This window comes from Caballeronia insecticola, assembly GCF_000402035.1.
GTDB classification, from domain to species: Bacteria; Pseudomonadota; Gammaproteobacteria; order Burkholderiales; family Burkholderiaceae; genus Caballeronia; species Caballeronia insecticola.
This window is the reverse complement of sequence record NC_021287.1, coordinates 1,210,921-1,224,867: the sequence shown is the minus strand read 5'-3', so window position 1 is coordinate 1,224,867 and position 13,947 is coordinate 1,210,921. Positions and strand designations below refer to the sequence as shown.

Below are 13,947 nucleotides of genomic sequence, written 5' to 3'. Positions count from 1 at the left end.
TCGTGGCGCGCGGAACCGCCACGACCGTCGTCTACGGTATTCCGAATTGCGACACCGTGAAAAAAGCACGCGTGTGGCTGGAAGAACACGGCGTGCCGTTCGAATTTCACGACTTCAAGAAGGCCGGCGTGTCCAACGCGCTGGTGCAGGACTGGCTGAAAGACGTGTCGATCGAGCAGTTGATCAACAAGCGCGGCACGACCTGGCGCGGACTGTCGGACGTGCACAAAGCCGAAGCCGACACGACCGCCGGCGCGATCGCGCTGATGATCCACAAGCCGTCGATCATCAAGCGGCCGGTCGTCGTCGTGAACGGGCGTGTGAAGACGCTCGGGTTTGCCGCCGAGCAGTACGAAACGCTGTTTGCGTGAGCGCACGCGATGACTGTGAACGCAACGGTCATCGCAAGCTTGCTACGAGTGCCGGCCCGCGCGCCGGCATTTTTTATCGCCTTTGAAATGTAAGCGGCCCAGAATCATGTCCGACACGCTCTCCCTCACCGAAGCGCTGATCGCGCGCGCATCCGTCACGCCCGACGATCAAGCCTGCCAGGCCCTCATGATCGAGCGGCTCGCCGCCATCGGCTTCGCATGCGAAACGATCGAATCGGACGGCGTCACCAACCTGTGGGCCGTGAAGCGCGGCACCGACTCAGGCGGCAAGCTGCTCGCGTTCGCCGGCCACACCGACGTCGTGCCGACCGGCCCGCTCGAACAATGGAGTTCGCCGCCGTTTACGCCCACTCACCGCGACGGCAAACTCTACGGCCGCGGCGCGGCGGACATGAAGGCGTCGCTCGCGGCGTTCGTCGTGGCGAGCGAAGAGTTCGCGGCGCAGTGCCCGGAACATCGCGGCTCGCTCGCCTTCCTCATCACGAGCGATGAAGAAGGCCCCGCCACCGACGGCACCGTGAAAGTGGTTGAAGCACTGAAGGCGCGCGGCACGCGGCTCGATTACTGCATCGTCGGCGAGCCGACTTCGAACGCCACGCTCGGCGACATGGTCAAGAACGGCCGGCGCGGCTCGATGACCGGCAAGCTCGTCGTCAAGGGCGTGCAGGGACATATCGCGTATCCGCATCTCGCGAAGAATCCGGTGCATCTGCTGGCGCCGGCGCTTGCCGAACTCGTCGCCGAGCGCTGGGACGACGGCAACGACTATTTCCCGCCAACAACTTGGCAAGTGTCGAATCTGCATTCCGGCACCGGCGCGACCAACATCATTCCCGGCCATGCCGAGGTGATGTTCAACTTCCGTTTCTCGACCGCGAGCACGGTCGAGGGCCTGCAAAACCGCGTTCACGCCATTCTCGATCGTCACGGCCTCAACTACGATCTGAAGTGGATCGTAAGCGGCCTGCCGTTTCTCACGCCGCGCGGCGCACTGTCGGACGCGCTCGCCCATGCAATTTTCGACGAAACCGGCGTGCGCACCGAACTGTCCACCACGGGCGGCACGTCCGATGGCCGGTTCATCGCGCGCATCTGCGATCAGGTGGTGGAATTCGGTCCGCCCAATGGCACCATCCACAAGATCGACGAACATGTCGAAGTGCGCTTCATCGAGCCGCTGAAGAACGTTTACCGGCGCGTGCTCGAAGCGCTGATCGCCTGAACTCGTCTGCCCATTCAATCCGACAATAACAAGGAGCCTTCGATGGCGCTACCCTTCACCACCGTGCGCGACCTGCTGCGCTTTGGCGTCTCGCGCTTCACCCAGGCGGGCCTGTCGTTCGGCCACGGCTCGACCAACGCCTACGACGAAGCCGCGTACCTGATTCTGCACACGCTGCATCTGCCGCTCGACACGCTCGATCCGTTCCTCGACGCGCGTCTGCTCGACGACGAAATCGACGCCGTCATGAAAGTGATCGAGCGCCGCGCGAAAGAGCGCGTTCCCGCGGCGTACATCACGCAGGAAGCGTGGATGCACGGCCGTCGCTTTTACGTCGACGAACGCGTGATCGTGCCGCGCTCGTTTATCGGCGAATTGCTGCAGGACGGCCTGCAACCTTATGTTGCCGATCCCGATCAGGTCACGCGCGTGCTCGAACTCTGCACCGGCTCGGGCTGCCTCGCGATTCTCGCCGCGCACGCGTTCGAAAACGCCGATGTCGACGCTGTCGACATTTCGCCGGACGCACTCGCGGTCGCGCGCCGCAACGTCGACGACTACGGCCTCGAAGAACGCGTGAGCCTCTACGAAGGCGATCTGTACGCGCCGCTGCCGTCCACGCGCTACGAAGTGATCATCACGAACCCGCCGTACGTCAACGCCCAGGCCATGCAGGCGCTGCCTGAGGAATACCGGCATGAGCCCGAACTCGCGCTCGCAGGCGGCGCGGATGGCATGGATGTGGTGCGGCGCATCGTGCGCGACGCGGGCAAGTGGCTGACCGAAGATGGCGTACTGGTGGTCGAGATCGGCAACGAGCGGCCCAATGTCGAAGCGGCCCTGGGCGGCCTCGATCTGGTGTGGCTGTCGACCAGCGCCGGCGACGACAACGTGTTCCTGATTCAGGCCGCCGACCTGCCCGCGTGAGCGGACGCGGGGCCAGACGCTGCAGCGAAACGTTGCGGCGCGGCACACGCGGCGACTATCGCCGACACTTTGCGCGGAAGGCTTGGGTAAGATGACGCATCGCCGTCAGCGGCCGGAGATCGACTATGCCGGATCGCCGCTGACGAAGCACTTCCCACCTTCTGCGTCTATGCAAGCATCGGACTGGCTCCATCTCGGCACGCTGGTGATAGCCGCGCACGCGCTCGGCGTGATCGCCGCGATTCATGCCGTCATCAACACGCGCACGTCGCAAGGCGCGGTGGCGTGGGCGGTGTCGCTGGTCGCGATGCCTTATTTCACGCTCATCCCCTATCTCTTTCTCGGCCGCAGCAAGTTCGCGGGTTACATCGACGAAAGGCGTCTCGAAATCGACATTCTGCGCAGCCGCTCGAAGCCCGCCGAATGGGAATCGGGCGCCCGCAGCGACGCTCCTCAGACTGTCGATGGCGCGCCGCTCGTCGATGCCACCGGCGCACGCGGCGAAATCGCGCCGGGACCGGCCACCTACCTCGGCAACCCGACCATCCGCACGCTCCAGCGCCTGTCCGGCATGCCGTTCCTACGCGGCAACTCGGTGCGCGTGCTCGTCAATGGCGACGCGACCTTCGCGGCCATTCTCGAGGCCATCGCCGCCGCCGAGCAGTATGTGGTCGTGCAGTTCTTCATCGTGCGCGCCGACGCCCTCGGCGACATGCTCAAGGACGCGCTGATCAAAAAAGCCCAGGCCGGCGTGCGCGTCTACTTTCTCTACGACAGCATCGGCAGCTTCGACCTGCCGCATCGCTACGTGAACGCGCTGCGCGCGGGCGGCGTCGAGGCGCATCCGTTCGCCGCCACGCGCAAGTTCGTGCACCGCTTTCAGATCAACTTCCGCAATCATCGGAAGATCGTGGTCGTGGACGGCAAGCGTGCGTTCGTCGGCGGACACAATGTGGGCGTCGAATATCTCGGCGGCAATCCACGCCTCTCGCCGTGGCGCGATACGCATGTCGAGGTACGCGGGCCGGCAATCGCCAGCATTCAGTTCGTCTTCACCGAAGACTGGTACTGGGCGACGCAGCGCCTGCCCGAACTCGGTCCCGCGCCGCATTCGGACGAAAACATGCACTGCATGGTGCTGTCGAGCGGTCCTGCCGACAAACAGGAAACCTGCTCGCTGTTCTTCGTCGAGGCGATCAACGCGGCGCGCGAGCGCATCTGGATCACGTCGCCCTATCTGATTCCCGACGAAGCCGTGTTCTCGGCGCTGCGGCTCGCAGTGATGCGCGGCGTCGACGTGCGCATTCTGATTCCGAGCCGGCGCGACCATCATGTGGTGTTCGCCGCGTCCAAGCTCTATGCCTATGACCTGTTTCAGGCGGGCGTGCGCATCTTCCGCTACAAGCCGGGGTTTTTGCACCAGAAGGTCGTGCTCGTCGACGATATCGCCGCGTCGGTCGGCAGCGCGAATCTCGACAACCGCTCGTTTCGCCTGAACTTCGAGATCACGGTGCTCACGGTCGATCGCGCATTCGCCAGCGATGTGGAGGCGATGCTGCTCGCGGACTTCGCGCATTCCTTCGAGATCGACGGCAACGATTATCGCGGCGCCGCGTTCTGGCGGCGCATGGCGATGCATGTCGCGCGGCTTTTTTCGCCGATTCTCTGAGCGCGTTCAGAGCAGTTTTTCGATGTCGTCCGCCATGGCTTCGGGCTTGGTCTGAGGCGCATAGCGTTTCACCACGTCGCCCTGGCGGTCGACGAGAAACTTGGTGAAATTCCACTTGATCGCCTCGATGCCGAGCAGCCCCGGTTCCTTGTCCTTCAGATAGCGGTAGAGCGGATGCGCGTGCGCGCCGTTGACCTCGATCTTCGCGAACATCGGAAACGTGACGCCGTAGTTCTTCTCGCAGAACGCGCCGATCTGCGCGGCGTCGCCCGGTTCCTGCTTGCCGAACTGATTGCAGGGAAAGCCGAGCACCTCCAGGCCGCGCGCGCCGAATTGCTCATAAACGGCCTGCAAGCCCTTGTATTGCGGCGTGAAACCGCATTCGCTCGCCGTGTTGACGATCAGCAGCACCTTGCCGCGATACTGGTCCAGGCTGACGGTGCCGCCGTCGAGTGTTTCGGCCGAAAAATCGTAGATGCCTTGGTTCGCTGCGCTCATGGCGTGCTCCGTAATCGAATTCGATGAAAGTTCAGCGATGCTACCGCGCCGCGCGCCCGCCTGCCATTAGCCGAATGGCCGATCCCTGACGCGCGACCTGTCCGGTCTAAAATAGCGCTTTCCTTGTTCGCCGCGCCCTTCGCCGCCATTCCCACGTGATCCGTTTCAACCAGTTCAGCTTGTCCCGCGGCACCAAGCCGCTTTTCGAAGCGACCAGCTTCACGCTCAATCCGGGCGAGAAGGCCGGTCTCGTCGGCGCGAACGGCGCGGGCAAGTCCACGCTCTTCTCCGTGCTGCGCGGCGAGCTGCACGCGGACGGCGGCGATTTTTCGATGCCGCCGTCGTGGCGCATTGCCCACGTCGCGCAGGAAACGCCCGCCGTCGATCGCAGCGCGCTCGACTACACGCTCGACGGCGACACGCACCTGCGCGCCATCGAGGCGCGTATCGCGGCAGCCTCCGCGGCGCACGACGGCGCAGCCGAAGGCGAAGCGCACGCCGCCTTCGCGGATGCCGACGGCTACACCGCGCCCGCGCGCGCCGAAACGCTGCTCCTCGGTCTCGGCTTCACGCTCGAACAGACGCGCGAACCGGTGTCGAGCTTTTCGGGCGGCTGGCGCATGCGGCTGAATCTCGCGCAGGCGCTGATGTGCCCGTCCGATCTGCTGCTGCTCGACGAACCGACCAATCACCTGGACCTCGACGCCATCGTGTGGCTGGAGGACTGGCTCGGGCGTTATCCCGGCACGCTCGTCGTCATCTCGCACGATCGCGAATTTCTCGATTCCGTCTGCAATGTCACGCTGCATCTGGAGAATCGTCAGGTGAAGCGTTACGGCGGCAATTACAGCCAGTTCGAAGTGCTGCGCGCGCAGCAACTCGCGCTGCAACAGAGCGCCTACGAGAAGCAGCAGAAGACCGTGCAGCATCTGCAGAGCTTTATCGACCGCTTCAAGGCCAAGGCGACCAAGGCGAAGCAGGCGCAAAGCCGCGTGAAGGCGCTGGAGAGGATGGAGCTCATCGCGCCTGCGCATGCGAGCTCGCCCTTTACGTTCGAGTTCCGCGAGCCCGACGCCGCGCCCAATCCGATGATGGTCATGGAAGATGTGCGCTGCGGCTACCACAACGACGAAGGCGGCGAGATTCCGATCGTCGAAGGCGTGGCGCTGTCGATCCAGAACGGCCAGCGTATCGGTCTGTTGGGCGCGAACGGCCAGGGCAAGTCGACGCTCATCAAGACGCTCGCGCAGACGCTCGAACCGCTGTCGGGCAGCGTGCGTCAGGGCAAGGGTCTGCAGATCGGCTATTTCGCGCAGCATCAACTTGAGACCCTGCGCCCCGACGACTCCCCGCTCCAGCATCTCGGCCGGCTCGCGCCCGACACGCGCGAGCAGGAATTGCGCGATTTCCTCGGCAGCTTCAATTTCTCGGGCGACATGGCCACGGCGAAGATCGCGCCCTTCTCCGGCGGCGAGAAGGCGCGGCTCGCGCTTGCGCTGATCATCTGGCAAAAGCCGAATCTGCTGCTGCTCGACGAACCGACCAATCACCTCGACCTCGAAACCCGCCACGCGCTGACCATGGCGCTCGCGCAGTTCGAAGGCACGCTGATTCTGGTGTCGCACGACCGGCATCTGCTGCGCGCGACGACCGACACCTTCATGCTCGTCGCGAAGCATCGCCTGAGTCCGTTCGACGGCGATCTCGACGATTACCGCGACTGGCTGCTCCAGCACGCCGCCGAAACGCGCGCCGCCGCAAAGGAAGCGAGCACGGCGGCGTCGGGCGAGGCGCAGGACAGCGGCGTGAATCGTCGCGAGCAGCGTCGTCAGGAAGCGCAGGAGCGGCAGAAGCTTGCGCATCTCAAACGGCCGCTGCAGTCGCGCATCGCGAAAATCGAGAAGGAAATGGAAAAGCTCAACGCGGAAAAGACGCAGCTCGATACATTCGTCGCCGATCCGGCAAGCTACGAAGCCGCGATGAAGCAGAAGCTCACCGAGACGATCCGCCGTCAGGGCGAAGTCAACACGCGCCTCGAAACGCTCGAAATGGAATGGCTCGAGGCGCACGAGGAACTGGAGCAGATCGGCTCGTAGGTCGTACCCACAGACATCGCGCGCACAGGAGACCGCACCTTGACGCCTTCCCTCACCGGCCTTCGCGTGCTCGATCTGACGCGGCTTCTGCCAGGACCCGTCGCCACGCTGCGGCTGGCTGAACTCGGCGCCGACGTGCTCAAGATCGAGCCTCCCCGCGAAGGCGACTACGCCCGCGCGATGCTGCAAAGCGAAGCCGACCGGAAAAGCGGCGCGCCGAGTGCGTTTTATCGCATCGTCAATCGCGGCAAGCGGCTGCTTACGCTGGATCTCAAATCCGACGAAGGACGTTCGACGCTGATCGAACTCGTGCGCGATGCGGACGTGCTGGTGGAAAGCTTCCGGCCGGCGGTGATGGAGCGGCTCGGCGTCGGCTACGAGATGCTGCGCGAGGCGAATCCGAAGCTTGTCTATTGCGCGATCACCGGCTTCGGCAGCGAGGGGCCGTTCGCGCTCAAGGCGGGGCACGATCTGAACTACATCGCGTATGCAGGCGTGCTGGACCAGTTCGCGGCGCGCGACGGCACGCCCGTCGCGCCGAATTTCCAGCTCGCGGATCTGCTGGGCGGCGCGCTCTCGGCCGTCATGAAAATACTGGCGGCGGCGTGGCATGTGGCGCGTGGCGGCGAGGGGCGGCGTGTCGAGGTATCGATGACGCATGCCGCGCATGCGCACAACGTGATGGCGCACATCGCGCTTGCGAATGGCGACGAAGCGAGTACCCGCGCCGGCGCCGGGCTGCTCAACGGCGGCGCGCCCTGCTACGACGTATATCGCACGCGCGACGACCGGTTCATCGCCGTGGGCGCACTGGAATTGAAGTTCTGGCAGACGTTGTGCGAGGCGATCGGCCGCCCTGACTGGGCGTCACGGCATTGGAGCCTTGGGCAGGCGATCGGCGGCGCGGACGCCGCGCAATTGTCGACGGAACTGGCCGCGCGATTTCGCGAACGCACACTCGACGACTGGATGAAATTGCTCGAAGCGCTCGATTGTTGCGTCGCGCCCGTGCTCACGCCCGCCGAGGCTGCCGTGCACCCGCTTTTTCGCGCCGCTCAGACCTAACGGCGCGGCAGAACCTGGCGCGGCTGGCGTTCGTCATCGATGAGTACGTGCTTGCGCCCCGTCACGTGCTGGCGGATGGTGGCCACGACCTGATCCTCGGTGACATCCGCCGCGACGGCGCGGCGCGAGATCTGGCCGTGCTCGTCGATCCATTCGACGATCCGGCACCCGCTGCCCCACGGCTGCTGCAACGGCGCGGAAACGCGGCATCCGCGCAGATGGAACGGGGCCTGGGGCCGGCCTGATTTTGCGTGTTTCAGTGCGTGTTTCAATGCGTGGTCCTCTCGATCCTTCCGGTCACATCGCTTTTCGAAATGCCTTGAGCGAAGTTGGCCGCGAAGTTACCCCAACGAGGTAGCCCTGGAAGGATATGAAAACCGCGCGTCGCTTGGGTTACACGACGCGACGCGATTCTTACGACGCGTTACGAAGGGCCCGATCACATCGCGCGCCGTACACATCGTCCGCCATCATTCGAGATCGCGGACCCGATCGATCGCTTCTTCGATGCGGTCCACCGCGATCACCTTCAACCCGTCGATACCCTGCTTCGGCGCATTGGCCTTCGGAATCAGCGCAACCGAGAAACCGAGCTTCGCGGCTTCCTTCAGACGATCCTGTCCGCGCGGCGACGGCCGGATCTCGCCCGCGAGGCCCACTTCCCCGAACGTAATGAGGCCCTTGGGCAGCGGCTTGTTGCGCAGCGAGGAATGGATCGCGAGCAGAACCGCGAGATCGGCGGCAGGCTCGGTGATCTTGACGCCGCCCACCGCGTTCAGAAACACGTCCTGATCGAAACACGCAATGCCCGCGTGCCGGTGCAGCACGGCGAGCAAAAGCGCGAGCCGGTTCTGTTCGAGACCAACCGCGAGCCGGCGCGGATTGGGCACATGCGCGGTATCGACGAGCGCCTGCACTTCGACCAGCAGCGGACGCGATCCTTCCTGTGTCACGAGCACGCACGATCCCGCGACGCTTTGCTCGTGCTGCGACAAAAAGAGCGCCGACGGATTGGCCACGCCGCGCAGGCCCTTCTCCGTCATCGCGAACACGCCGAGTTCGTTGACCGCGCCGAAGCGGTTCTTGAACGCGCGCACGAGCCGGAACGACGAATGGGTGTCGCCTTCGAAGTACAGCACGGTATCGACGATATGTTCCAGCACGCGCGGGCCCGCGAGACTGCCCTCCTTCGTCACGTGGCCGACCATGATGATGGCCGTGCCCGTCTGCTTGGCGATGCGCGTCAGTTGCGCCGCGCACTCGCGCACCTGCGCAACCGAGCCAGGCGCGGAGGTCAGCGCTTCGGAGTAGATGGTCTGGATGGAGTCGATCACGGCGACTTCGGGCCGGTGCTCGTCGATAGTCGCCTGGATTTTCTCGAGCTGGATCTCGGCGAGCAGCGCCAGATCGCCCACCGCGCCCGGCTCGCCGATGAGTCCGAGCCGCTGCGCGCGCAACGCGATCTGCGCGCCGGATTCCTCGCCGCTCACATAGAGCGCGGGCCGCTCGCGCGCGATTTCCGCGAGCGATTGCAGCAGCAGCGTGGATTTGCCGATGCCCGGATCGCCGCCGATCAGCACGACGCCGCCCGGCACCAGCCCGCCGCCCAGCACGCGATCGAATTCGCCGACGCCGGTGGTGAAGCGCGGCACGTCCGACGCTTCGATTTCAGCGAGCCGCCGCACCGGCGAACTCTTGGCGAGCGCCTGGAAGCGATGCGCCGAAGGCGCCTGCTCGACCGTTTCCAGCAAGGTGTTCCAGGCCCCGCACGCGGCGCACTGGCCGGTCCATTTCGGCGCCTGTCCGCCGCATTCGCTACAGGTGTAAAGCGTTTTTGCCTTCGCTGCTTTTGCCACGTATTACCTTGAATAGCCTTGATTTAAATTCGTTCTTGGCGCGCGAAGCGTACCGCGTTACTCGGCGCGCACCGGCACGCGCTGCGCAATTGCGCACATCAGCTCATAGCCGATCGTGCCTGCGGAACTTGCCACGTCGTCGATCGGCAGATGCGTGCCCCACAGCTCGACGCGCGAACCGATGCCCGCGCCCGGGCACGGCGTCAGGTCGACGGTGAGCATGTCCATCGACACGCGGCCGACGAGCTTGGTGCGCACGCCATCGACGATTACGGGCGTGCCTTCCGGCGCCACGCGCGGATAGCCGTCCGCGTAGCCGCACGCGACCACGCCGATGCGCATCGGCTTGCCCGCCGTGAAGGTCGAACCGTAGCCGATGCTGTGCCCGGCCGGAACCGTCTGCACGGCAATCAGTTCGGAATGCAGCGTCATGGCGGGTTTGAGACCGATATCGGCGATATCGGCGGTCACACCGGACGGCGACGCGCCGTACAGCATGATGCCCGGGCGCACCCAGTCGACGTGGGAATCGGGATGCCACAGCACCGCCGCCGAGTTCGCCAGGCTGCGCGCGCCCGAAATGCCCTCCGCGCCGCGCTCGAACGCCTCCAGTTGATGCGCAATGCCGCGCGGTCCGTCGGCGTCGGAAAAATGGGTCATGAGCGTGATCTGGCCGACGCCCTGCACCGCACGCGCCCGCTCCCATGCGGCGCGATAACGCTCCGGCGTGTAGCCGAGCCGGTTCATGCCGCTGTTCATCTTCAGCTGGATGTTCACCGGCTTCGACAGACGCGCCATTTCCAGCATGCGCAACTGCTCGTCGCAGTGTACGGCCGTGGTCAGGCTGTAGCGGTCAATGACATCGATATCGGTCGGGCGAAAAAAGCCTTCGAGCAGAAGAATTGGCCCGGCCCAGCCCAACTCACGCAACTTCACGGCTTCTTCGAGGTCGAGAAGGCCAAAGCCGTCCGTTGCGCGCAATCCGGGGAACGCGCGGGCCAAACCGTGGCCATACGCATTGGCCTTGACGACGGCCCAGATCTTGGATTTCGGCGCGTGCTTTCGCGCAATGGCTAGGTTATTGGCGAGCGCGGCGGTGTGGATCGTTGCAGAGAGGGGGCGCGGCATGAGCGTGTGGTGGAATTGCAGTAAAAGCGTTCGGAACGGCCAGCATACGACAGCGGGACGCGTCGTGCTGCGGCGAACAGGACGCCTTGTGAATCAGTATCTTATGAGGAATCACTTTGACGAGCGTGCTATTTCGTACGTCATCGAGATTACTGCTAGTCAGAATATGCCTATTTTCGTGTTATAAAGCCGTGCGCACAACCCATTTCGAAAGGCATAAGCCCGAGTGCACCACGAGTGCCCGGGGCGGATCACCCGCAGTGAGGAAAGCTTCGGATCAGATGAAAAAAGGTTTTTACACCATCATGGCCGCGCAGTTTTTCTCGTCGCTGGCCGATAACGCTCTCCTGATCGCTGCCATTGCACTGCTCAAAGATCTTCACGCCCCGAACTGGATGACGCCGCTGCTCAAGCTGTTCTTCGTCCTTTCCTATGTGATTCTCGCGGCGTTCGTCGGGGCCTTCGCGGACTCCCGGCCGAAGGGTCACGTCATGTTCGTGACCAATTCCATCAAGGTGGTCGGCTGCGTGACCATGCTGTTCGGCGCGCATCCGCTGCTCGCTTACGGGATCGTCGGCTTCGGCGCGGCCGCTTATTCGCCGGCGAAATACGGCATTCTCACCGAACTTTTGCCCGCCGACCGGCTGGTCGCGGCGAACGGCTGGATCGAAGGCACCACGGTCGGATCGATCATTCTCGGCACCGTGATGGGCGGCGCGCTCATCAGCCCGCATATCGCGAGTCATCTGTTGGCGCTGCATATTCCGCGCATCAGCACGCCCGCGGAAGCCGCGATGCTCGTCATCATGTTGATGTACGTGGTCGCCGCGATATTCAACCTGCGCATTCCCGACACCGGCGCACGCTATCCGAAACAGGAAACGCGTCCGGTCAAGCTCATCACCGATTTCGCCGACTGCTTCCTCACGCTCTGGCGCGACAAGCTCGGGCAGATCTCGCTTGCCGTCACGACGCTCTTCTGGGGCGCGGGTGCAACGCTGCAATTCATCGTGCTGAAGTGGGCCGAAGTGTCGCTCGGCATGACGCTCTCGCAAGCGGCCATTTTGCAGGCGGTGATCGCGGTCGGCGTGGCGGCGGGCGCAGTGCTCGCGGCGGCGCGCGTGCCGCTCAAGCGTTCGCTGAGCGTGTTGCCGGTGGGCATTCTGATGGGCATCGCCGTGATGCTGATGGCGTTCTACACCCGCCATCTCTTTCCCGCGCACTGGGGCATCTATTTCGGCAAGATGCACTTTCCCGGCTATCTGCTGATCGCCTATGTGTTCCTGATGATCGTCGGCGGCCTGTCGGGCTTCTTCGTCGTGCCGATGAACGCGCTGCTCCAGCACCGCGGCCACGTGTTGCTGTCCGCCGGGCATTCCATCGCCGTGCAAAACTTCAACGAGAACCTATCGGTGCTCGTCATGCTGTGCCTCTACGCCGTGCTCGTATGGCTCGACGTGCCGATCCAGTTCGTCATCGTGCTGTTCGGCTCGTTCGTCTGCCTGATGATGTACTTCGTGATGCGGCGGCATCAGGCCAATCAGCGCGCGTTCGATTCCGTCGCGCTGATCGGCGAAGCGCGGCATTGATCCGCCGCGCGTTTCGTTTCAATCGATATTCATCATGCCCGCCGTCGATCTCTTTTCGTTCGTCACCCGCGTGCGCGAGCGTGCGCCGCTCGTGCATTGTCTGACCAATCTCGTCGTCACTAACTTCACCGCGAACGTGTTGCTCGCGCTCGGCGCCGCGCCGGCGATGGTCGTCGCGCGCGAGGAAGTCGACGAATTCGCGCCGATCGCAAGCGCGCTGTCCGTCAACCTCGGCACGCTCGATGTGCCGCAGACGCGCGCCATCCGCGCCGCAGTCGAGGCCGCCAACGGCGCCGGCAAACCGTGGGTGCTCGATCCGGTCGCGGTCGGGCCGCTCGCGTTCCGCACCGAATTCGCGTTCGATCTGCTCGACTTCAAGCCGGCGGTGATCCGCGGCAACGCGTCGGAGATCATCAGCTTGTCGGGGGGCGCAGCGAGCGCGCGCGGGGTCGACAGCACCGCCGCCACCGACGCCGCGCTCGATGCCGCTCAGGTTCTCGCGCTCAAGACGCAGGCCGTGGTCGCGGTGACGGGCGCAACCGATTACGTCACCGATGGCAAAGCCGTCATCGCGCTGTCCAACGGAACGCCCTTGATGACGCGCGTGACGGGCGTCGGCTGCGCGCTGTCTGCAACCGTTGCGGCGTTCGTCGGCACGGCATCGGGGCGCGACGAGTTCCGCGACGCGACCGTCGCGGCCATCGCGTATTCGACCATCGCGGGCGAGCTTGCCGCGCGCGACGCCGCCCTGCCCGGCAGCTTCGCCGTCGCCTATCTCGACCGCCTCGCCTCGCTCGATCGCGCTACGTTCGACAAGACGCTCGTGCAGCGCGATGTCGTGTCCGGCTGACCATGCGCGCCTCGTTCGATCTTTCGCTTTATCTCGTGCTCGATCCCGTGCAGTGCGGCGGTCATGACGCCGCGCTCACCGTCGCGCGCGCGGCGCTGGAAGGCGGCGTGACGCTCGTGCAACTGCGCGCGCCCGAATGGCACAAGCGCGCGTGGTTCGAGCTTTCGCGCGCGCTTCTTCCGATCACGCGTGCGCACGGCGTGCCGTTCGTCATCAACGATCATGTCGATGTCGCGCTCGCCGTTGGCGCCGACGGCGTGCACATCGGCCAGCGCGATCTGCCCGCCGATGCCGCGCGTCGCCTGCTCGGGCCGGATGCGCTGATCGGGCTCTCGGTGTCGAATCTCGCCGAGACCGAGGACGCCGCCAGGCTCGCGGGCATCGTCGATTATCTCGGCGCGGGTCCGGTCTACGCGACGCCGACCAAAACCGACGCGTCGGCGCCGTGCGGCATCGACGGGCTCGCTACGATAGTCGCCGCCGCGCATCTACCGACCGTCGCGATTGGCGGAATCCAGGCGCACAATGCCGCCGACGTGATGCGCGCGAAGCCCGCCGGACTCGCCGTCGTGTCGGCGATCTGCAAGGCGGCGAACCCGCGCGATGCCGCCGCGGCCCTGCGCGCCACGATCGCGCACGCTCAAATCTGATACTT

13 protein-coding genes are annotated in these 13,947 nt (G+C 64.7%); 9 read left to right on the top strand and 4 right to left on the bottom strand.

The genetic code is table 11. The features are described 5' to 3' along the window. Positions 1–2 precede the first annotated feature (2 nt). The 4 genes from BRPE64_RS05665 (at position 3) to cls (ending at position 4,210) form a co-directional block, all read left to right on the top strand. On the top strand, positions 3–371 hold the full coding sequence (locus BRPE64_RS05665; RefSeq protein ID WP_016345085.1) for an ArsC family reductase: 369 nt from the start codon (positions 3–5) through the stop codon (positions 369–371). Positions 372–477: 106 nt separating this feature from the next. Next, positions 478–1,614, top strand: a complete 1,137-nt coding sequence (dapE, locus tag BRPE64_RS05660; protein ID WP_016345084.1) for a succinyl-diaminopimelate desuccinylase — start codon at positions 478–480, stop codon at positions 1,612–1,614. A gap of 42 nt (positions 1,615–1,656) precedes the next feature. Continuing rightward, positions 1,657–2,541: a 50S ribosomal protein L3 N(5)-glutamine methyltransferase gene (gene prmB, locus BRPE64_RS05655; RefSeq protein WP_016345083.1), complete on the top strand. Its 885-nt coding sequence runs from the start codon at positions 1,657–1,659 to the stop codon at positions 2,539–2,541. 169 nt (positions 2,542–2,710) lie between these two features. Further along, positions 2,711–4,210, top strand: a complete 1,500-nt coding sequence (gene cls / locus BRPE64_RS05650; RefSeq protein WP_044041990.1) for a cardiolipin synthase — start codon at positions 2,711–2,713, stop codon at positions 4,208–4,210. A gap of 6 nt (positions 4,211–4,216) precedes the next feature. On the opposite strand, the gene BRPE64_RS05645 is transcribed toward cls, so the two are convergent. Beyond that, positions 4,217–4,708: a glutathione peroxidase gene (locus BRPE64_RS05645; RefSeq protein ID WP_016345081.1), complete on the bottom strand. Its 492-nt coding sequence runs from the start codon at positions 4,706–4,708 to the stop codon at positions 4,217–4,219. Positions 4,709–4,863: 155 nt separating this feature from the next. On the opposite strand from BRPE64_RS05645, the gene BRPE64_RS05640 reads away from it, so the two are divergent. Beyond that, positions 4,864–6,804, top strand: coding sequence for an ATP-binding cassette domain-containing protein (locus tag BRPE64_RS05640; RefSeq protein WP_016345079.1), 1,941 nt, complete (start codon positions 4,864–4,866; stop codon positions 6,802–6,804). 39 nt (positions 6,805–6,843) lie between these two features. After that, complete coding sequence (locus BRPE64_RS05635) at positions 6,844–7,869, top strand: CaiB/BaiF CoA transferase family protein (RefSeq protein WP_016345078.1); 1,026 nt, start codon at positions 6,844–6,846, stop codon at positions 7,867–7,869. Here the strand turns inward: BRPE64_RS05635 and BRPE64_RS05630 are convergent. The 3 genes from BRPE64_RS05630 to alr form a co-directional block, all read right to left on the bottom strand. After that, positions 7,866–8,129 carry a DUF2866 domain-containing protein gene (locus tag BRPE64_RS05630; protein WP_044041989.1) on the bottom strand — a complete coding sequence of 88 codons (264 nt, stop codon included), beginning with the start codon at positions 8,127–8,129 and terminating at the stop codon, positions 7,866–7,868. The genes BRPE64_RS05635 and BRPE64_RS05630 overlap by 4 nt on opposite strands. Positions 8,130–8,339: 210 nt before the next feature. Then, positions 8,340–9,725: a DNA repair protein RadA gene (gene radA / locus BRPE64_RS05625; RefSeq protein WP_044041282.1), complete on the bottom strand. Its 1,386-nt coding sequence runs from the start codon at positions 9,723–9,725 to the stop codon at positions 8,340–8,342. A 57-nt stretch (positions 9,726–9,782) separates the two neighbouring features. Further along, positions 9,783–10,853 (bottom strand): alanine racemase, encoded by a 1,071-nt coding sequence (alr, locus tag BRPE64_RS05620; protein ID WP_016345075.1) that lies wholly within the window; start codon positions 10,851–10,853, stop codon positions 9,783–9,785. A gap of 281 nt (positions 10,854–11,134) precedes the next feature. Here alr and lplT point away from each other — a divergent pair, with 281 nt between their 5' ends. Genes lplT through thiE form a run of 3 tightly spaced genes read left to right on the top strand, consistent with a single transcriptional unit; the run spans position 11,135 to position 13,942 of the window. Then, positions 11,135–12,442 (top strand): lysophospholipid transporter LplT, encoded by a 1,308-nt coding sequence (lplT, locus tag BRPE64_RS05615; RefSeq protein WP_044041281.1) that lies wholly within the window; start codon positions 11,135–11,137, stop codon positions 12,440–12,442. Positions 12,443–12,476: 34 nt separating this feature from the next. Further along, entirely contained in the window at positions 12,477–13,292 is an 816-nt protein-coding gene (gene thiM / locus BRPE64_RS05610) for a hydroxyethylthiazole kinase (RefSeq protein WP_016345073.1), read from the top strand. 2 nt (positions 13,293–13,294) lie between these two features. Continuing rightward, the gene (thiE, locus tag BRPE64_RS05605; RefSeq protein ID WP_016345072.1) at positions 13,295–13,942 is read left to right on the top strand and encodes a thiamine phosphate synthase; all 648 of its coding nucleotides are present in this window, start codon (positions 13,295–13,297) and stop codon (positions 13,940–13,942) included. Positions 13,943–13,947: the final 5 nt, after the last annotated feature.